20 protein-coding genes are annotated in these 20352 nt (G+C 41.9%); 10 read left to right on the top strand and 10 right to left on the bottom strand.

Annotated elements, in window-relative coordinates; all coding sequences use genetic code 11:
• Positions 1–79 precede the first annotated feature (79 nt).
• The 3 genes from ACNORC_RS12515 to ACNORC_RS12505 all read left to right on the top strand — a co-directional run bounded on the left by ACNORC_RS12515 (position 80) and on the right by ACNORC_RS12505 (position 2322).
• Positions 80–559, top strand: coding sequence for an Lrp/AsnC family transcriptional regulator (locus ACNORC_RS12515; protein ID WP_418335990.1), 480 nt, complete (start codon positions 80–82; stop codon positions 557–559).
• An 88-nt stretch (positions 560–647) separates the two neighbouring features.
• Positions 648–1661, top strand: a complete 1014-nt coding sequence (locus tag ACNORC_RS12510; protein WP_418335989.1) for a YihY/virulence factor BrkB family protein — start codon at positions 648–650, stop codon at positions 1659–1661.
• 112 nt (positions 1662–1773) lie between these two features.
• Positions 1774–2322 carry a type 1 glutamine amidotransferase domain-containing protein gene (locus ACNORC_RS12505; protein ID WP_418335988.1) on the top strand — a complete coding sequence of 183 codons (549 nt, stop codon included), beginning with the start codon at positions 1774–1776 and terminating at the stop codon, positions 2320–2322.
• 65 nt (positions 2323–2387) lie between these two features.
• Here the strand turns inward: ACNORC_RS12505 and ACNORC_RS12500 are convergent, their stop codons facing one another.
• The gene (locus ACNORC_RS12500; protein WP_418335987.1) at positions 2388–2702 is read right to left on the bottom strand and encodes a hypothetical protein; all 315 of its coding nucleotides are present in this window, start codon (positions 2700–2702) and stop codon (positions 2388–2390) included.
• 109 nt (positions 2703–2811) lie between these two features.
• Entirely contained in the window at positions 2812–3882 is a 1071-nt protein-coding gene (gene aroB, locus ACNORC_RS12495; RefSeq protein ID WP_418335986.1) for a 3-dehydroquinate synthase, read from the bottom strand.
• Between the two features lie 102 nt (positions 3883–3984).
• Between aroB and ACNORC_RS12490 the strand changes: the two genes are divergently transcribed.
• A complete protein-coding gene (locus tag ACNORC_RS12490) occupies positions 3985–5196 on the top strand; it encodes a proline dehydrogenase family protein (protein ID WP_418335985.1) in 1212 nt (403 codons plus the stop codon).
• 19 nt (positions 5197–5215) lie between these two features.
• Positions 5216–5719, top strand: a complete 504-nt coding sequence (locus tag ACNORC_RS12485; protein WP_418335984.1) for a 1-acyl-sn-glycerol-3-phosphate acyltransferase — start codon at positions 5216–5218, stop codon at positions 5717–5719.
• Positions 5720–5770: 51 nt separating this feature from the next.
• Here the strand turns inward: ACNORC_RS12485 and ACNORC_RS12480 are convergent, their stop codons facing one another.
• The 3 genes from ACNORC_RS12480 to ACNORC_RS12470 all read right to left on the bottom strand — a co-directional run bounded on the left by ACNORC_RS12480 (position 5771) and on the right by ACNORC_RS12470 (position 8998).
• A complete protein-coding gene (locus ACNORC_RS12480) occupies positions 5771–6925 on the bottom strand; it encodes a baeRF3 domain-containing protein (RefSeq protein ID WP_418335983.1) in 1155 nt (384 codons plus the stop codon).
• A gap of 184 nt (positions 6926–7109) precedes the next feature.
• Positions 7110–7931, bottom strand: a complete 822-nt coding sequence (locus ACNORC_RS12475) for a DUF1853 family protein (RefSeq protein ID WP_418335982.1) — start codon at positions 7929–7931, stop codon at positions 7110–7112.
• Positions 7932–7933: 2 nt separating this feature from the next.
• A complete protein-coding gene (locus ACNORC_RS12470) occupies positions 7934–8998 on the bottom strand; it encodes an AI-2E family transporter (protein WP_418335981.1) in 1065 nt (354 codons plus the stop codon).
• A 177-nt stretch (positions 8999–9175) separates the two neighbouring features.
• On the opposite strand from ACNORC_RS12470, the gene ACNORC_RS12465 reads away from it, so the two are divergent.
• Entirely contained in the window at positions 9176–9961 is a 786-nt protein-coding gene (locus tag ACNORC_RS12465) for a tRNA pseudouridine synthase A (protein WP_418335980.1), read from the top strand.
• A gap of 6 nt (positions 9962–9967) precedes the next feature.
• Here ACNORC_RS12465 and recQ read toward each other — a convergent pair whose 3' ends face one another.
• Positions 9968–12070 carry a DNA helicase RecQ gene (recQ, locus tag ACNORC_RS12460; protein WP_418335979.1) on the bottom strand — a complete coding sequence of 701 codons (2103 nt, stop codon included), beginning with the start codon at positions 12068–12070 and terminating at the stop codon, positions 9968–9970.
• Between the two features lie 145 nt (positions 12071–12215).
• Between recQ and corA the strand changes: the two genes are divergently transcribed.
• Positions 12216–13298 (top strand): magnesium/cobalt transporter CorA, encoded by a 1083-nt coding sequence (gene corA / locus ACNORC_RS12455; protein WP_418335978.1) that lies wholly within the window; start codon positions 12216–12218, stop codon positions 13296–13298.
• Here corA and ACNORC_RS12450 read toward each other — a convergent pair whose 3' ends face one another.
• Positions 13299–13772 carry a hemerythrin domain-containing protein gene (locus tag ACNORC_RS12450; protein ID WP_418335977.1) on the bottom strand — a complete coding sequence of 158 codons (474 nt, stop codon included), beginning with the start codon at positions 13770–13772 and terminating at the stop codon, positions 13299–13301. It lies immediately after the preceding gene.
• A 215-nt stretch (positions 13773–13987) separates the two neighbouring features.
• Here ACNORC_RS12450 and ACNORC_RS12445 point away from each other — a divergent pair, with 215 nt between their 5' ends.
• The 3 genes from ACNORC_RS12445 to ACNORC_RS12435 all read left to right on the top strand — a co-directional run bounded on the left by ACNORC_RS12445 (position 13988) and on the right by ACNORC_RS12435 (position 16424).
• Positions 13988–15592 (top strand): alpha-amylase family glycosyl hydrolase, encoded by a 1605-nt coding sequence (locus ACNORC_RS12445; RefSeq protein WP_418335976.1) that lies wholly within the window; start codon positions 13988–13990, stop codon positions 15590–15592.
• A gap of 15 nt (positions 15593–15607) precedes the next feature.
• A complete protein-coding gene (locus tag ACNORC_RS12440; protein WP_418335975.1) occupies positions 15608–15979 on the top strand; it encodes a sensory rhodopsin transducer in 372 nt (123 codons plus the stop codon).
• A gap of 112 nt (positions 15980–16091) precedes the next feature.
• On the top strand, positions 16092–16424 hold the full coding sequence (locus ACNORC_RS12435) for a hypothetical protein (protein WP_418335974.1): 333 nt from the start codon (positions 16092–16094) through the stop codon (positions 16422–16424).
• A 69-nt stretch (positions 16425–16493) separates the two neighbouring features.
• Here the strand turns inward: ACNORC_RS12435 and ACNORC_RS12430 are convergent, their stop codons facing one another.
• From ACNORC_RS12430 to ACNORC_RS12420, 3 genes are read right to left on the bottom strand one after another with little or no spacing between them, the layout of a single operon-like run.
• Positions 16494–17399 (bottom strand): succinylglutamate desuccinylase, encoded by a 906-nt coding sequence (locus ACNORC_RS12430; RefSeq protein WP_418335973.1) that lies wholly within the window; start codon positions 17397–17399, stop codon positions 16494–16496.
• Positions 17400–17407: 8 nt separating this feature from the next.
• A complete protein-coding gene (locus tag ACNORC_RS12425) occupies positions 17408–18454 on the bottom strand; it encodes a glutathione synthetase (protein WP_418335972.1) in 1047 nt (348 codons plus the stop codon).
• Entirely contained in the window at positions 18451–20331 is a 1881-nt protein-coding gene (locus tag ACNORC_RS12420; protein WP_418335971.1) for a peptidase MATCAP family protein, read from the bottom strand. Before ACNORC_RS12420 ends, ACNORC_RS12425 begins: the two co-directional genes overlap by 4 nt.
• Positions 20332–20352: the final 21 nt, after the last annotated feature.

Genomic DNA, 20352 nt, shown 5'->3' with positions numbered 1-20352 from the left:
TTTTGTTTATAATCCAATTTTTTTGTAGTAATTTTGTACTTCATTTAAAATAACGGAGAATCTTAGAAAATAATTAGATATGGCAAAATTTAGATTAGATGAGACAGATCACCAGATCCTGAACATGTTGATTGATAATACCAGGACCCCTTTTACCGATATAGCTAAGAAATTAATGATATCGGCCGGGACGGTGCACGTGAGAGTAAAGAAAATGGAAGAGGCAGGGATAATTCTTGGATCATCCCTTACTCTCAATTATGAGAAACTTGGATATGCCTTTATAGCATACGTGGGAATTTTTCTACAGAATACTTCTCAGACAAAATTCGTTCTTGAAAGAATTAATGAAATTCCTTTTGTGACTGTGGCCCATGTGACCACGGGTAAATTCAATGTATTCTGTAAGATCAGAGCTCGTGATACACAACACGCTAAGGAGATCATTTTCAAATTGGATGATATTGAAGGTGTTTACAGAACTGAGACAATGATCTCACTGGAAGAAAGTATCAACGATAAAAAACGTCTGATGCATTCCATTTTTGAGAATCTCTAGTTTTTCCTAAAATCTTATTAAAAGCCCTTTAAACTTACTGGTTTAAAGGGTTTTTTTATACATTACTCTAAATGCTTATGTACTGGGTATGTCATACATCAAACACAAGCTTACCTCTTTCTGGAGCCTTATCAAAAAAGCATACTTCAGCTGGAATAGAAATGATCCCTGGGCACGAAGTGCTACAATAGCCTATTACGCTCTTTTTTCATTACCATCTCTTTTGATCATCGTAGTGACCGTAGCCGGATATTTCTTCGGTCAAAGTGCGGTTCAGGGAAGGATCACCGAACAGATAAACAATTTCATTGGGGAAGAACCAGCGAGAGCCATTGAAGGAATGATTGCCAGCGCCGCACTTAATGACAGATCGACCTTTGCGGTAATTTTCGGTCTGGCTTTCCTGATCTTTGGGGCAACCGGTGTTTTTTTTCAGTTGAAGGCGGCCATGAACAACATCTGGAACGTTACGGCAAAAAAAAATACAGTAAAGCGCATTATAATCAATCGTATCATTTCCCTTGGTATGGTATTCGTTTTAGGCCTTTTAATGCTAGTCTCTCTGGTCATTTCCGCGGTTCTTGCTGCTTTAAGTGATTACCTGGCTTCAATTGCTCCGGTAATTACCACATTTATGCTGGATCTGCTCAATTTCCTGCTTTCATTCCTCATCGTTACTTCACTTTTTGCGGCGATCTTTAAATGGCTTCCCGATGTAAAACTTCGCTGGAAAACGACTTATCTGGGTGCCATGCTCACCACCTGTATGTTTCTTGTAGCCGAATATATTATCGGATTTTATTTTGGGCAAAGTAAGCCGGGTTCGGTTTATGGTGGTGCCTCTTCAGTAGTTCTAATCCTGCTATGGGTATACTATACCTGCCTGATCGTATTTTTTGGAGCTGAATTTACCGTTCAGTACGCACTTCATAAAAAGGAAAAAGTGGAACCCAACGAATATGCCGAGCCGGCTATTTACCAGGAGCTGGAACGCCTCGAACAGAAACGCGGACAGTTAATTGATGAAAAACGGATCCTGGACACTCTTCAATCCCATACCGACAAGGATCTGGAAATGGAAAAAAGCGATAAGAAAAAGTAATTTTTAAAGGTTTAACGGTTTCTCTCCAAAATTTACGAGCTCCTTAATAGAGAAGTTATTATTGAGTTAGTACATTCTGGAGGAAAATGAAGTTTAACCTAAAAAAAGACAAATGAAGAAGAGAATAGCCATTTTGGCGACCAACGGTTTTGAAGAAAGTGAATTGAGTTCTCCAAAGGAAGCCATGGAGAAAGAAGGATTCGAGGTACATATTGTAAGTCCGGAGAGCGGAAAGATCAAAGCCTGGAATAAAGGCAACTGGTCTAAAGAATATCAGGTAGACAAAAAGTTGAGTGAAGTTTCAGCTAAAGATTATAACGCACTTGTGCTTCCAGGCGGGGTGATAAATCCCGATAATTTAAGGACCAACAAAGAAGCGCTGACGTTCGTGAAGAATTTCTTTGAACAGAAAAAACCTGTAGCTGCAATTTGCCACGGCCCCTGGACGCTAATTAGTGCCGGAGTAGTGAAGGGGCGTACAATGACCTCCTATAATTCAATAAAAGATGACCTTATTAATGCCGGCGCAAATTGGGTAGACAAAGAAGTGGTAGTGGACGAAGGATTTGTTACCAGCAGGAATCCCGATGATCTTCCGGCTTTTAATTCAAAATTGATCGAGGAGATCAAAGAAGGCAAGCACGAAGAGCAACATGCTTAAACCAGAGAATATTATAAAAAAGAAAAAGGAACCATTTGGTTCCTTTTTTTATGGTAATACCTGATCTACAGGTCTTCCTCGTCATCAATTTCCTCTTCAGGATCTTCAGTCTTTTCCGGAATCTCTACTATAGGCTCGTTGTAATCTGCATCATCATAATCATCCTCATCATAATTCGCCATGGTATTTTCCAAACGGGTAGAAACTTTTACAAGATAAATACTGTCCTCTGTACGTACCTCTACTGCATCTACAGTTTCATTTTTGGCATTTTTGAAAGAAATGATCTGGTCATCGTCATACCCGTCAGGGTATTTCTCAACAAGTAAACCTAAAATTTCCGGGGTGAGCTTTTTGTAATCAACAATGATTCTTTTCATAAGGGCTTTCTTTGGGTCATGCTTCTCAGCGAAAATAATAATTCATTCTTCCGCCGGCGTTAAAATAAATAAAAATTTTAATCTGTAATATCTTAATTAAGATTCTATTCTATTGTGGTTCAAGGTAATACCTGAAGGCCTCATAAATCAGCTCATTTGATACCTGCCGGTCAATGACCGGTTCCCCAATTTTCCGCAAAAGAACAAAATTTATTTTTCCTCCCTCATTTTTTTTATCAAATTTCAAGAGCTCAATAATTTTTTTCTGGTCTTCCTCTAAAAAATCTACTTTTCCATACATAGCAAGAATTGCTTTCCTGATCTCCTGCATTTTAGCTTCCGGAAAAGATTCCGTTTTGTTCGATAAATAGGTGGCCAAAACCATTCCCGCAGCTACCGCCTCACCATGTAATAATTTTGTCTTTTCAGGAGTTTCCAGAAAATATGTTTCGATGGCATGTCCAAGTGTATGCCCATAATTCAGACTCTTTCTAAGGTGTTTCTCTTCAGGATCTTGCCTAACAATCTCCTCCTTGATCTCAACTGATCTTCTGATAAGAGCTTCAAGATGACTCAAATTCAAGTCTTGCAGATTTTGTAAAGAATTCCAGTAAGCCTCGTCTCTAATGAGCCCGTGTTTCAACATTTCTGCAAGTCCGCTGCGCATTTCTGCGGAAGGCAAGGTAGTGAGGAAAGAAATATCTGCCACCACCATTTCGGGAGGGCGAATGGTTCCTATCTGATTTTTAAGCCCGTCCAGGTTTATGCCGTTCTTTCCTCCAACTGCAGCATCAACCATAGCAAGTAGAGTAGTGGGAAAATGAACGAAAGAAATACCTCTTTTGAAAGTAGCTGCAACAAATCCGCCGAGGTCGGTAACCACGCCACCGCCAAGATTGATCAATAGGCTTTTCCTGTCACCTCCCAATTCAGAAAGTGTTTTCCATATTCCATTACAGGTCTCCAGGTTCTTATGTTCTTCCCCTGCTTCCATTTCAATCACCTCTAAGGTAACTTCCGTTTCCAGCCTTTGCAGGAAAGGGGAGAGGCAGTGGGTATGGGTATTGGTGTCAACTAAAATGAAGATTTTGGAAAAACTGTTGTTCTTCAAAAAAAGGTTGAGTTGTTTATAGCCATTTTCATTGAAGAAAACCTGTTGATCCTGTGAAACTTCTGTCATGAATATGAATTAAAAAAATCTGCAATAAAGCACCGAAAATAAAGAGAATTTTGCAAACAATATATACGCAATAATTACCTTTGTACAACTTAAGTTTCACAAATGATCACAGAAAAAATATTCAACGATACTGAGACCGCTTTTAAATTAAAATCGGACGCAGAATTAAACCGGGCTATTTTTCTTTTTGAAATGATAGACCGCCCCATGCTTGTTAAAGCGGGGACTACCCTTACAAATCTGGCATTAAAGGTCCACCTACCGGTAGAATCTCTTATTAAAAAGACCATTTTTAATCAGTTTTGTGGAGGAGTGACAGAGAAGGATTGCCTTCCAACTATTGAAAAAATGTACACCAAGAATCTGCATAGCATTCTTGATTATTCAGTAGAAGGAAAGGAAAAGGAAAGCGAATTTGAAAAAGCAATTCAGCGGAAGACCAACATTGTAAAATTCATTTCTGACAGGGAGGAAATCCCGTTTGCAGTTTTTAAACCTACCGGAATTGGAAGGTTCGAGCTTTGGCAAAAAGTTTCTGCCAATGCCAGTCTCACCCTGGAAGAGGAAGAGGAATGGCAACGCGTAAAGAACAGGGTGAATGATATTTGCGAAGAAGCCTACAAACAAGGGGTAAGGTTACTTGCAGATGCTGAAGAAAGCTGGATGCAGGACGCTGCTGATGCCTTAATGGAAGACATGATGTTCAAATACAACAGGGAACGTGCAGTGATCTTCAATACCCTGCAGTGCTACCGCTGGGACAGGATGCAGTATTTAAAAGATCTTCACAGCCGCGCTAAAGAGCAGGGCTTTATAGTCGGAGCAAAAATAGTAAGGGGAGCTTACCTTGAAAAAGAAAACGAACGGGCTGAAAAAATGGGTTATTTGTCACCTATTTGCGAAAATAAAGAAGCAACAGACGTCAACTTCAACGGGGTACTGACCTATTGCCTGGCTCATATTGACGACATTTCTGTTTTTATAGGTACTCATAACGAAATGAGTAACTATCTTGCGCTGCAGGTGATGGAAGACAAGGGTATTGAAAAAGATGATGATCGCGTATGGTTCTCACAACTCTTCGGAATGAGTGAGCATATTAGCTATAATCTTGCAGAAGCAGGTTTCAATGTTGCTAAACTGGTTCCTTTCGGACCGGTGAGGGAGGTTGTTCCTTATTTGATTAGAAGAGCAGAAGAAAATACCTCTGTAAAAGGGCAAACCGGAAGGGAACTTGCCTTGCTCTACGAAGAAAGAAAACGAAGAAGCGGAGAAATAACGAAGAGCAACAGAGAGAGTGAATTGGTTAGCTAGATTTATTTATTTCAAACTCATGGGCTGGAAAATGATAGGTTCCTGGCCCACAGGAGTAAAAAAAGCGGTTGTAATAGTTGTTCCTCATACCAGTTGGCATGACTTCTATATAGGCTTGCTGGTACGCAGAATCCTGGGAGTAGATATAAAATTCGTTGCTAAAAAAGAGCTTTTTAAGCCCCCTTTCGGTTGGTACTTTAAATGGGTCGGGGGCATCCCTTTAGACCGTACTCAAGGACAGAACAAGGTGGAGGCTATAGCCGGTAAGTTTGCAGAACACGAGGAGTTGCGATTAGGAATATCACCTGAGGGAACCCGTAAAAAAGTAAAGGACTGGAAAACAGGTTTCTATTATATCGCTAAACAAGCTGATGTTCCTATAGTGATGATCGCTTTCGACTTTGGTCGCAAACAGGTGAAAATTTCTGAACCTCTGTTAGTCTCAGAAGACAAGGAAGCAGATTTCAAGCAGATCAAGGCTTTTTACAAAGAAGTAATTGGAAAGGTCGCTCACTATACATAAAAAAAACCTCTGCCGAAAGGCAGAGGTTTTCACTTTATATCAATTCCAGAATTAATATCTGAACACAGCATTCATTTTAGAACTGTTATCCGGCATAAACTCGTTTTCTATGAGATACACATTGCCACCCTGCTCAATTACCTTTACTGCTGCAAGATTCATTAAGGAAGTGTTTGCCGAAGATGGCCCGTCCTGAACATCAACCGAGGCCATATTTTCATTGTAATTCCCCCAGATATCTTCCCTGTTCTGAAGGAATAAGGTATCGACCTTTCCCTGGTAAATAGCCGGAATGATCTCTGAAACCATTACTGAAGTACGGCCCGGATTCATTTCTTTAAACTGTTTCATTTTTTCCTCCTTCTCCTTGTCGAAATGTGGTTTCAGCACTTCCAAAGCTGCGGAATGCAGTGCCAACATATTTTCATAGTCGGAAGGATTTCCGGGTACAGGTTCGGGAAAAAGTCTTTTGTAGGTACTCGCCTCCTGGTAAATTGGAAAAAGGTAATCCTGGCAGGCTACTACCAATGGTACTTTTTCATCTTTCAATACCTCGTGCAATCCTTTATCGACTGCTCTAAAGAAACGAAGAAATTCATTTTTCCGGTCTCTTTCGGCAGCACCGTAACCGTGAGTTACGGTAGTACCCGTGGTTTCATTCTGTGTTTTACTTTTCAGGTTTTTTTCTTCGTAATCAAAGCCAACCCTTTCTTCTAACTGAGAAGGAGTGAGGTCTTCGACATCAACTTCTCCCACACTATACCTGTTTCCTTCATACAGTTGGACGCGATCCATCTGCAGGGCAAGCAGGTAAAATCTTCCGTCACCCGAGAACATTGGGACCAGAGGTTTTAAGTAAAAGTGATCGCTAACGTAAGTATACTCTTCGAAATAGACCGGCAAAGTATATTTTCTGAAGAAACCATCTGCAAGGAACAGCGCTAATCCATCGGACTGATGTCTCCAGAAATCACTATCGGCTAAAAGATCTTCTACCGGTTTTCCTATTTTGCTGATCTTATCCTGATCCAGCCCCATCTCCTTTAGCTTTTCCGCTGCTTTTTTCCACTGTGATTTCAAGTGGATTCGTCCTTTCCCTTCCAAAACATCCTTTCCGGCGCGTTCTGTGGGAATAAAGATCGAAATACAGGGATTATTGTCAAATTTCGCTAAATCTTCAAATTGTTCTTTCGTCAAAATCGGCATAGTTTATCTTTTTTGATGGTGATCGCGAGGATGGGTAGAAAGTACCCTGATCACCGGTGATTATTTGATTAGTTAAGTTACTTTAAATGAGCCGATTTACAAAAGTAGAAGGGAGCTGCCAGTCATAATTTTTCCTTAAGGATCGCGAAGTTTGCCGTTAATTTTCTCTTAACCGGAAATAGATTCACCACCAAACCACAAAAAACCGAAAATGTTCATTTTCTGGAGTTTTCATCCACAGCAAAGGAGACTGTTGCTTTTTATGCATTTTTTCTACCTGCATCTTTATTTCTTCAAAAGAATACCAGGTATTATTTTTTTCCGGAGAAACTGGCCAGTCAGGTTTCCTGGGAGAGAAGAAATCAGCCCCGGGAAACATTTTTTCCGTAAAATCATTCAGACCCAGGTAAAAGCCTTTCACCGCGTCTTCGGAAATTCCGGAGGGAATATTATTCCTTTCCAAAAAAGGCAAAAACAAGCTTGCTTTAAAACAAATTTTTTGAGAGATCTCTTCCGCAGTAATTCCCAGGGAGTCCAGCAGGGGCCTGGTGGCCGGATGAAACAGGAGTGGGAATTGCCGGGTTTTAAGGCGGGTGAGTTTTTTTACCAGGCTATCGCGCCTGTTAGGACCAATCCACCGGTCCTCCTCCCGGGACCCAAGTGATGGATCATACAGGTAAAATTTATAGACCAGTTCCACATGAGAAACAAGAGAGGAACTCTCATTTTTTAGAAGAAAGTCTATTTCTCCAACCGTGAGCTTGTCGTCGATGATCTGTTCATTATGTGCAATGACCATTTCATTCGTGAAGTTCTGGACGTAATACTGAAAAAACGTTTCCATGCGTTTTCCCAATACCATAGTTGGAGGCGAAGGTATATCTGCGGAATCAAGTTCCGGGTTTTTTGTCAAGCGGAAAAAATCATACGAAAAATTGAAGTTTTCGAGGGGTAAGCGGGGAGTGTTCAGAAAACCGGAGAACTGCTCTTTTAAAAGATCCTGCATACTTATTCTTCCTTGTCTTCCTTACTTAATAGATATCCAAAAGGTCTCAGCGGTTCAATATTGAGAAGCACCACATTTACGATCGCGATCACCGGAATTGCAAGCAGCATTCCTAAAATTCCCCACAGAAGGTTACCAATGATCACAACCAGAATTACCAAAAATGGATGCAGATCTACCTTGTCACCTACCACATAAGGGGTGAGTATATAGCTTTCAATAAATTGCCCAATGAAGAAGGTGAGGGAAATACCTATTAGCATATATGGATCTCCTGAAGTGAGATAACCAAAGATCATTGCGAGGCTAAATCCAATAATGTTTCCCAGGTATGGTATCAAGCTGAGAATTGCTGAAATAACACTAACCAGAATAAAATTATTAACCCCCGAAAGGCCTAACCCAATCGAATAGAAGATAGTCAAAAACCCTATTAAAATAAGTCTTCCGAATAAGTACTGTTGTGTCACGGTTGCCGATTTTGTGATCACGTTTTGAACGGAATCCTGTTTTTCATCAGGAAACAGGCGCAAAAGAAATTTCTTAAAATGACTCCGGTAGTTCACCAGAAAAAAGATATAAATAAATGTAAGCAGATAATTTCCGAAGAAACTCATTACCGAATTGAAAAAGGACATCGCTTTTTTCCCCGGGTTAGAGCCCATACTTAAGAACGGGACCGGGCCGTCTGAAGAGGTCTTGTCAATGTCTTCCTGGGTAAGAGGAGTATGTTCGAAGACAAATTCCTTGAGCTTTACCACCTTCGGCGTCATTGTCTCTTTGATGGTAGGCCAGTCGTCTACCAGGTTCTTTACCTGCATTGAAATAAGTGCAAAAAAGCCTAGTGACAGTAGAAATATTAAAAAGGTACTACTGAGAGAGGCCGCGGTTCTACCCAATTTCCAGCTCTCCATTTTTCGGTTCAACGGAAGTACAAGCAGCGAAAGTATGACAGCAACCGTAAGAGGTGCGAGAAAAGGTTGGGCTTTAATGAGGCCGGCAATAAGAAAATAAACAAAGATGACAGAAAGGGTAGAATACAGTAAGATCTTTTTTGCGCTGGCCATTAATGCGGGTTTTGGGTAATGGAATATACAAAAGAAGACGCCAATTTTTTCTAACTAAAAGTTAAAGCAAGCAGTAAAGATTCTCCGGATACCCATATAAACCTCGTGGCTGTCGATTTTTTTCGAAGTTTACCGGTGAATTTCAAAAAGCGTAAATTTGATAGAAAATCCAATTCCTTGCAAAAACAACGATATTATTACTTGCTGGAGATCCAGTTCCTGGGCTATCGGCTTCACGGCTGGCAACGGCAACCCGGCTTTAAGACGGTTGAGGGTCTTGTAAAGAAAACCCTGAGATTTGTTCTGGGCGAGAAGCGTTTCAAGATTCTTGGTGCCAGTAGGACAGATGCCATGGTTTCAGCACATCGGGCTGCTTTTGAACTTTTTATAGATCATGAGCCCCTGGAAAATATGGCTGATTTTCTGTTGGAATTCAACCAGAACCTTCCTCCAGATATTCGCGCTTTGAGCATTAAAGAAGTAGATGCTAAATTCAATATCATTCAGCATCCAAAGCAGAAGGAGTATATCTACCTGTTTGCCTTCGGAAAGAAAAGCCATCCTTTTGCAGCTCCTTTAATGGCTACTTTTTTGGATGATCTCGATGTGGACCTGATGATGGAAGGAGCAAAACTCTTTGAAGGAGAACATTCCTTTCATAACTATTGTACAAAACCAACAGAAAGCACTGTACTTATCAGAGAACTCTCTCATTGTGAGATACAGCTGAATACCGAGATCACTGCCAGCTTTTTTCCTGAAAAATCTTTTGTCCTTCGTGTGCAGGGAGCGGGTTTTCTTCGGAACCAGATTAGGCTGATCATGGGCGCACTGGTTATGCTCGGTAGAGGAGAACTTAGCCTGGAAGATATCCGAAAAAGCCTGGATCCCGAGGTGAAAGAGCCCATTACTTATATAGCCCCGGGCAGCGGACTCATTCTGAACAAAGTTGACTTCTTCTAAAGTTCTTTATTCATCGCGGTTTAAAATGGTAAGTGAAAGCCTTATACTGCCGTAGTCCACAGCTTCTCCAAGATGTTCAAAGTAAGGCCTTAGTGCCGTTGGGCTCCCCAGTTCTTCCTTCGCTTTTTCAACCGCTTTAAGATCTGAAGCTGCTACAAACTGCATCAGGTCAATATCTTCACCTGCTTCGTAGAGTTTTGCAAAATGTGAAAAAACAGTGGGTGCGGCGATCTTTCTTTTTTGAGAGATCTCTTCCACAGAAAGACCTTGCTTGTATAGCTCCAGTGTTTCTTTGTAGGTACTGCCTTTCTTTCTGCTTTTTTTCTCCCTTTTGTCCTTACTAAAGCCAATGATCTCTTTTATGAAACGGTAACCATAGGCTTCCATTTTTCGTCGGCCTACTCCGTTGATCTGCATGAAATCCTCATCAGTTATCGGTCTTTCTTTCTCCATTTCCTTCAGCGTGGCATCATTAAAAATCAAATAGGCCGGGATCCCTTCCTCTGTAGCAATACTAAGTCGCAGCTTTCTAAGCCTCTCAAAAAGGTTATCCGGGGCCTTTTCTTTAGTTACTGATTTTTCTTTCTCTTTTACAATATGCACTACATCTGCCAGCCGAACTTTTTCGTTTTCAAAAAGCACCTTTTTGGCCAGGCTCGTAAGTTTGAGCTTATTCTGATCGTGAAAGGCGATCTCAACATATCCCTGATTCATTAACTGAATAAGGTATTGCTGCCAGTCCCGCCAGGCCACATCTGATGCAATCCCATATGTAGACAATTCCTGATATCCCTTTTCAAAGACATGGCTGTTCTGTGAACCGCGCAACACATCGATCACCATGGAAATAGGTTCTTCTTCCTTAAGTCTGAAGATGGTTGAAAGGGCTTTTTGGGCAAGAATAGTACCATCAAAGAATTCGGGAGGGTTCTTACAAACATCGCAATTCCCACAGTCCTGTTCCACCAGCTCCCCAAAGTAGCTCAGCAGAATTCTTCGGCGGCAGCTCAAAGCTTCGGAATATTGTTTCATTCGCTCCAGCTTTGCCAGTTGCACTTCAGAATTTCCGGAGTTCTCAGCAAATTTCTGTAACTGAAGCACGTCAGCATAGCTATGAAAAAGAAGGGTGGAAGAGGGGAGGCCATCCCGGCCTGCGCGGCCTATTTCCTGGTAATATCCTTCCAAATTCTTCGGAAGGTTGTAATGTATCACCCAACGTACATTTGATTTATCGATTCCCATTCCGAAGGCGATGGTGGCGCAGATAATTTCTGTTTGATCATTGATGAATTCCTCCTGCACCTGCACCCGTTCCGCATGAGAAAGTCCGGCGTGATACGCCTTGGCGTTAAATCCTTTGGCCTGCAATTTTGCAGAAAGTTCTTCGGTGTTCTTTCTACTGAGACAATAGATTATCCCACTTTCCCGGCGCCTGTTCTTTAAAAATGAATAGATCTGTTCGAATTTTTTGTTCCCGGGCCTCACTTCCAGGCTCAGGTTTTCACGGTCAAAAGAGGCGATGTGTTGGGTGGCACTCGGAATATTGAGCTGCCGACAAATATCCTCTCTTGTAGCTTTATCTGCAGTGGCCGTAAGGGCTATAACGGGAGTACTGGGATACCGATTCTTCAAATAGCCAAGCTGAGTGTAGGCTGGCCTGAAGTCATGGCCCCAGCTGGAAATACAATGAGCCTCATCAATAGCGATCAGGTCAATATTACCGTTTTGGAATACCGGATCAACATATTGAAGACTTTCAGGAGCCACATATAACAATTTGATCTCCTTTTTATCGAGCCTGGAGAACAATTCCTGCTGTTCTTTTTCTGTCTGACTACTATTCAGAAAAGCTGCAGGAATTCCGTTAGCTTTCAACCCGTCTACCTGGTCTTTCATTAAAGCGATAAGTGGTGAGATCACCAGCGTGACTCCGGGCAACAAAAGGGCGGGTAATTGAAAACAGATAGATTTACCGCCGCCGGTGGGCATTATCACCAGGTTGTCATTACCTTTAAAAACGGAGTCGATAATTTGGCGCTGTAGCGGCCGAAATGAATCGTATCCAAAATATTCTTTCAGGGTTTCTTTTAACCGGATTTCCTCTATCATGCTGCAAAGAAAACCAAACCACAGTTGATGTACAATCTTAGTAACAACATTAACAGGAGATCCAAAAAGGCCTTTTTTACATTGAAATTTATCGGAAGTCACTGTATTTTCATGGAAACCGTTATTTTTAGAGAAAATATCCCCCATGGCAAAAAGAAAATCTTACTTCCTAAAAAGGCCAAAATCTACAAAAGCTCTCCACCAGGCTCCGGGAACGGTTACCTACGTAGGTCGAAAGGAACAGGCAGAAACCCTTCTGGAAGTCATTGATTATAACAATGAAAGTTTTGAGAGTTTCACTTCCAAATCGCCCGAAGATGCCTTTAAATTTGAGGAGGAAAGTAAAACAACCTGGATCAATATTGACGGCCTTAGCAATACTGCTGAAATTGAGAAAGTGGGGAAATACTATGAACTGCACCCATTGATCATTGAGGATATCGTTAATACTAATCAGCGACCCAAGATTGATGAATATAAAGATTACTATTTCATAGTTGCCAAAATGCTTTATTACAAGGAAGACGGTCGCCTGGAAAATGAGCACATTAGTATTGTCCTTGGAAAGAATTATGTTTTGACCTTTCAGGAAGCCGGAGGAGACGTTTTTGACGGCGTGCGCGACCGCCTCAAGAATGCTAAGGGCCGCATAAGGAGCAGGGGAGCAGATTACCTGGTGTTTGCCCTTTTAGACGCCATAGTGGATAATTACTTTGTGGTGGTTGAAGAAATGAGTGATAAGATAGAAGCCCTGGAAGAGCAGCTATTCAATTCCCAACCGAATGACGATACCACCTACGAAATTCAGGAACTAAAAAGGACCATGCTTCGCATAAGGCGCGCAGTATTCCCGTTGCGGGAGGTGGTGAGCAGAATGGAAAAACTCAACAGCGGACTTATCCAGGAACAAACTATCAATTACATTCGGGACCTCTATGATCACATGATACAGGTTTCTGAAAACATCGAGATATACCGGGAAATGACCTGGGGATTGATGGATATGTACATGACTACCATCAGCAATAAAATGAATGAGGTCATGAAAGTATTGACCATCATGGCGTCGATCTTCATTCCACTGACGTTTCTGGCCGGGATCTACGGAATGAACTTCGAATATATGCCAGAATTGAAATGGAAGTACAGTTATCCCATTCTATTAGGAGCCATGTTCCTAATTCTTTTAGGGATGTTGTATTATTTCAAAAGGAAACGCTGGCTCTGATCAATTTTGTTTTAGCCAGAATTTATCTTCCCAGGCATCAGGATCAGGGGTTTCTACTTCCTCTTCCTTATTCTTCAGGTTTTCGAGTTGATCAAGACTGGCCTCCTGTTGTAGTTCGTTGAAAAGAACTCTTTCTTCGAACCTGATGTGGTCTTCCAGTTCTTTTTCGATCTCTGAAAGAGCCCTTTCAATATTATCTGATTCTCCAAATAGGTGATGCAACCTGCTATGTTCGGTCATTGCCCTTTTTACTAAAGGATGATCTTCTCCAAGCAGCACAAATATCTCTTCCTCCTCAAATTTAAAATGAGGAATAAGCTGAGATCTGTAAAAAAAGTCGGTATAAGATTTAATTCTCTCCGGTGCCACCTCTTTTTTCTTTCCCTCGCGGATCTTCCAGCAAAGCAGTAGACCGTGGTGATGGTCTTTGCTCAATGGCTTCAGTGCTTCATGTCTTTTGAGAGGATGGTTCATAAGCTAAGTTTTAAGATTGTTTTCAAAAATAAAGTTTCTGGGCGCGTCTTTTTATGATTCGTATCATGTTTGTTTACAGGTTGTTAATGTCCGGAGAGATTTTATCGTTTTTTTAATATCCGGATTTAAGAATATCCTCCAAAGCTTTCTAATTTAGAGAGGAATAGCTCAAAAAGCTGCGAAAAATGCAATTTTTGAGCAGGTAAAAGCACTTTATGAACAGGAAGGATACGTACTTGTGGTGGCAAAAAGAGATCATCTATCAAATTTACCCGCGCTCGTTCTATGACAGCAGTGGCAACGGTACGGGCGATCTTAATGGAATTCTTCAAAAACTGGATTATTTGGAGGAACTGGGTGTGAAAGGGATCTGGATCTCTCCATTCTTTCCTTCTCCCATGGCCGATTTTGGTTACGATGTGAGTGATTATACCGGCATTCATCCGCTCATCGGAAATATGGATGACTTTGACAGGTTGCTGGAGGGTATTCATAAACGTGGAATGAAGATGATCCTGGATTTTGTGCCAAATCATTCATCTGATGAACACCCGTGGTTCCAGGAATCTAAAAGTTCCAGGGATAATCCAAAAAGAGACTGGTATGTGTGGAAAGATCCAAAACCGGATGGTTCTGAGCCTAACAACTGGCTGAGTGAATTTGGAGGGTCCGCCTGGACGTTGGACGAAAATACGGGTCAGTATTACCTGCATACATATCTGGATAAACAGCCCGATCTAAACTGGAGAAATCCCGAAGTGCACGAGGCAATGCTGAATTGCATGCGATTCTGGCTGGACAAAGGGGTAGATGGATTCAGAGTTGATGTGATGTGGCAAATGATCAAGGATAAACAGTTCAGGGATAATCCGCCAAATCCCGACTATACGGAAGATATGTCGCCCTACGATAAACTTTTACCGGTCTATTCATCAGATCAACCGGAAGTCCATGATGTGGTCCGGGAAATGCGCAAACTGACCGATCAATATCCTGAGACAGTACTTATTGGGGAGATATACCTTCCTATTCAGGATCTCGTGACCTACTACGGTCATGATCTTCAGGGAGCCCAGTTGCCCTTTAATTTCCAATTGGTTGAACTTCCGTGGGAAGCCCGCAGGATCGAAGCTGCGATCAATGAATATGAGGCCTCTTTGCCTTCCGAAGGCTGGCCCAACTGGGTGTTGGGTAATCATGACAAGTCACGCATTGCCAGCAGGGTAGGTCCACAACAGGCGAGAATTGCGGCCATGTTATTACTTACTCTCAAGGGAACTCCCACCATGTACTATGGAGACGAGATAGGAATGACAGACGTGCATATTCCTGTGGAAATGGCCAATGACCCCAGAGAGACCAAAGTTCCCGGAAAAGGCCTGGGAAGAGATCCCGAAAGAACTCCAATGCAATGGGATAGTTCAGAAAACGCCGGCTTCACAAATGGGAAGCCCTGGCTACCACTAATGGAGAATTATAAAAAGTTCAATGTTGCTTCAGAATCAAAAGATCAGGATAGTATGCTGAATTTTTACCGGCGCCTGATAAAGTTGAGAGCTTCAGAAAAAGCATTGAGTGTGGGCGATTTTTATCCCGTTCCTGCAGAAGGAAATGTCCTTGCTTACAGAAGAGAGGGTCCAAAAAAGGCATTTTTGATCATCCTTAATCTGGGGGATCAAAAGGAACAGGTAGATCCTGAACTTCCGCAGTGGAAAGGTACTGTGAGATTCTCCACACATTCTGAAAAAGAAGGCAAGGAAATTAAAGGATCCCTCATTTTACAACCGGATGAAGGACTACTAATAGAACTGAAACAATAAACATTCTTATCAATCATGAAAGCATACGGAAAAAAAGTCTGGGTAATAGCAGAAGGTTATATCCCTGAATACGGAACCGGACCCGAACCTGAATTCACAAGCCATGAAACAGCTTGTATCCTTAACACTTCCGAAGAGAAAGCAGAGGTGGAGATCACCATTTTCTTCTCTGATCGTGATCCCGCGGGTCCTTATAAAGTAACCGTTGAACCTAAAAGGACAAAGCACCTTCGGTTCAACGAGTTAAAAGACCCTGAGCCTGTCCCGAAAGGAACGGATTATTCCTCTGTTTTAGAATCTTCTGTACCCATAATTGTACAGCATACCCGTTTGGATTCAAGGCAAGCCGAAAATGCCCTTTTAAGCACTATAGCATATTCAGAATAATCATTTTTTTCACCTTAAAAGAAACAAAATTTCCATGCAAAAGTTAAAACATTGAAGCACTAATAAATTTCAATTTGTTTCTTTACTATTTTAGCTTTCTAAAACCAGCAATATGAAAATTCTCAAATTTCTAGCCGGCGGACTTTTTTGTCTGCTATTGCTCGCCTGCGGAAGTTCTCACACTTCTTTTAAAGAATCCGATGTTTTAAGACAGGCCCAGGATGTACCCACTCAATTTGAAGCGCCAACAGGAATGTCCTTTAATGATGATTCCTGCCTAAGCCCGTTGATGGATCCAAGAACCGGAAACAAGATAAGTATTGTTCGATCTACCAAATCTTTGGGAGATTATGAAGTACCACAAGGCTTGTATGGCGTAAACAGAGGGGAATTACTCAGAGTGAATTGTTCTACCGGGGAAGTAGTCGGGATCGTAAAGAAATAGATCCACTTCCTAAAAAATAGAACTTCCGGAGACCATCCAAAAAGGGGATCTCCGGAAGATTTTTTTTCATTAAACTTCTTTAATTATAAAGAAGCCGTCATTCCCCTGAGATTGATATAGCGGCATGAAAATATAGGCATCCCACTCGCTTTTGATCTCCTCACCATTGCTCCTGGCCAATAATTCTCCTTTTTCGATCTTCTGAAAATTCTTGTAACCGGGTTCCATTTTAAAAACATCATTTTTCCCGATCTCATGCCGGTAGATGATCTCGAAGGTCTTTTGCTCCGGTGCATTTTTGTCCGTGAATCTCTCCACACATTCGGGATAACAGGAGATCTTTTCAAGATCAAGGTCACAAGCCTCTTTTAAAGCCAGCCAGATAACTCCTTCATGATTTTCAACTGATTCTTTGCTGGTATGCTGTCCCGCTTCAAAAACAAAGCCGGTCAACCCGGTACGACTCATATAATGGTCAATGGCTCCATAAACAATATCGCTGAATCCGCGGACAATGTAAGTGGGAAAACGATGTGCCCAGGGATCATTGTCGTGCACTTCCTGCACAGAGATGTAAGGTAAACTGTCAGATGAAGTGGTGTGACAATCTAAAAAATAGCGTTTGGTATAATCCTCTTCAGAAAATTGATGGAGCACATCAATGATCTCGTGCATTTCCCGTTGTTCCTGCGTTTCGGGATCACTGTTTTTTACATTCTCCTCGGTCCAGGTACGATTGAGATCTTCATCAATAAAACGTTGGCCTTTTTTGAGGGCTGCAATGTTTCCTTTGACTCCAACAATTCTTCCGTTGATCTGGGGCCGTGTCTTTTCCAACTCCTGAAAAACTTTTTCCAAAGCCTTTACTCCGCTGGGTTCATTACCGTGCACCCCGCCGGTCACAAACAGAAGAGGGCCTTCATTATTAGAACTGTAGTTTCCAATTATTCTTTCACTCATAAATTTCGTCTTCATATTTTAAATTAGGTCATGGTCGCAAGGACCTTGTTAGCAATATGACCGTGGTACATCTTCTTGTACTTTACTTTTTTCTCAATGGCATCAATAACAACATCAGAAAAATCGGGAAGACCAATATCTCCAAAGTGATCCAAACCACCGGGGCTCAATACATTAATCTCGATCAATTTATCCTCTACCACATCAAGTCCCACGAAGAATAATCCGTCCTTGATCAGTTTTGGACCTACAACATCCACCACCTTTTGAATACCTTCAGTCAGCGGACTTTTATCTGCGGAACCGCCCTGGGCAAAATTGCTTCTAAATTCCCCTTCGCCACTCACACGTCTTATGATCCCGTAATGACCATCCTTTTCCATAATGCGGCCGTTCAGCAATAGCACCCGTACATCTTCCTTGGCGGCAGGAAGGAATTTCTGAGCAATCACATAACCCTGTTGCGTAATATTTTCAATGATCTGGTTCAGGTTCTTCTCATTTTTGTCGATCAGGTAAACGTCTCTACCACCCGAACCTTCAAGAGGTTTTAAAACCATCTTTTTCTTATGAGCTTCGAAAAATTCCAGGATTTCCTCCTTTTTCCGAGTGATAAGCGAAGCAGGTTTTATCTCACTGGGCAGTTCTTCAAAATAAAGCTTGTCAATAAAGGCATTTGAGAGGGCATAGGCATCATTAAGAACTAAAACTCCTTCCTGTTGCATCATTCTTCCGAAGGCAACCCCTGCCTGCTCGGCCCATTGGCGGCTGCTTCCTTCTTCTGTAGGATTGTTTCGAATGAAAAGCACATCGAGATCGCTCGCTTTAATACGATCGGTTTTTGCTTTTTCTCCCTGTAAGGCCTTCAGATATTCCTGAGGGCTACCCACCTTAGAATTTTTGGAAACATAGGTGCTGTTGATACTGAGATGCTCAGTATTTGTAAAGGAAAAATCGCCCACACCCATCACGTATACATCGTGTTTTCGTTTCCAGGCTTCGTACACCAGGTAAATGGTTGTACCACATTTTTCGGTTTCAATACTATTTACTACAAAACATATTTTCATGCGCAGATCATTTGTGAAAGGGAAATTCCCTCGCGGATTTGTGTTATTTTTTTTGTTGTTTCTTCTGTATTTAAATATCGGGGTCTTATGCTCACCGGTTTCAACACCCTTCGTTCACTGAGCTCGTTGATGATTGGTAACTGTTCCAGCGCGAATTTGCCCGTTAATAATGGTTCGATCTCTCCACCGTTTTCCAGATGTTCCTTCAATTGGTGCAGACCTTTGAGATAAGAGATATCTTTGGTAAAGCCGCCACCCTGCATTATTCTGGAGGTTATATTAAAGGAGCGCTGCGGTGAAAATCCATAATCGTGGTGCAGAAGCCTGAAAATATCCTGAAATTCTGCTCCGTGCATCCTGGCTCCGGCCGCTACTACACGTCCTGCCAGGGTTCGCATCCGATTAGCGGTAAGCCCTCCCACCAAATATTCTGAAAGCACAGCAAGGCCCTCCTGAAGGGTATCGTAATCTGTAAGTCCTACGGAAAGCAGTTTTAAAGGCTGCTGTTTTCCATTGAAGTAGGTGAGAACATGAGTTCCTATCTCGTGCTGGATAAGGGCCTGTGTCTCATTTCCGTTTGATTTATAATCACCAGGAATATACAGTTCTCCCTGAGACACCATTAAAATATTGACATCATCGCGAACATGTATCTTACTGCTAAAGTCAGGATCCTGCTCCTTAAAAAACTCAAATTCCGAAAGGGCCAAAAACCTGAAATCATCAGCCTTCATGATACTTTCAAACTTCTTGTCTCCTTCTTCAGGAACTTCCCGCAGCAGATCTTCGGCTTCTCGTTGCAGATCACGGCTGATCCCTCCGTAAAGCATCATACTATTATAAAAGAAGTTCTGGGTGCCTCTTTCAGATAACATACTTATCTGCAGGTCCAGTTCCTCCCTTTTCTGCCGGAAAATAAATGAAAGAGCGGGGTCATCGATCTCTTCCATCTTTAAGTTATAAAGTTCCCGTTTCAGTACATCGGGATCTACGGGTAAGAGTCGGTAGTGATAATTGAGGACTGTTTCGTAATCAGATTCAAAAAAGGCATCTTTGATGTGTCTTATGTTGGCCGGAGAGACCAGCCAGAGGAATTGATAGGAAGTCTCAATGGCAGCCAGTTTCCGGTCGATCTCCAGAACCTTTTCCTGTAAATTCTTCTGCCCCAGCGCCCGGTAACTTTTTACCCCGCTGGAGGTCTGGATGCGTATAAATTCAAAAATGGCTTTATGAAGCGCAATTATAAGATCGTCTTTAAAGCTTCGGAAAAAGACGGGATATTCTTCCCCTTTTTTATTCCGGTAGACCGGCGGCACCTCGAGCCCCAGCAACAAACATCCGGCATCTTTCAGTTGAGAGAGACTTAGTAAAGGTGGTTTTCCTGCTGGCTGCCGTTGGATGGTATTCTCGATCTCCGTAGGTTCCAGGTCCAGAACCTGGTAATTGCGGTTCAGCGTGTCAAGTTCTTTTTTAAAGATCTCGAGAGTAGCAGGTAGTTTATCCTCAGGTCCTTTAATTTTAAATTTCCGGCTGTCCTCATCTCCTGAAAAGATTTCGACCATGAGAAAAGACTTAAATTTAGTGGACATGGCTTCGGCCAGGCAGAACATCAATCGTTGGTAGCCTTCAAAATCTTTTGTGCCGACAAGTAAAAAGGAGGCCTCACTCAAAACGAAGCGCATAGTGGCCCGGTCCTCTTTTTCATTTTTTCCCTGTTGACGGTAAATAACGAGGTACGGGAGTTCATTGCTCATATGCAAATACCCGCCGCCGGGAAGATGTTTTTCTATTTCGCAATCTTCCTGTAACTTTTCAATCATTTGGGAAATAGAGATATCCCCCAAAGGTTGTAGTTCATTCGAAGTGCTTACATCCATAAAGTACGCAGTTTAAAAGGA

Source organism: Salinimicrobium soli, from assembly GCF_048323655.1.
GTDB lineage: Bacteria > Bacteroidota > Bacteroidia > Flavobacteriales > Flavobacteriaceae > Salinimicrobium > Salinimicrobium soli.
Note: the sequence above shows the minus strand (reverse complement) of the source record. Positions and strands in the feature narration are given on the sequence as shown.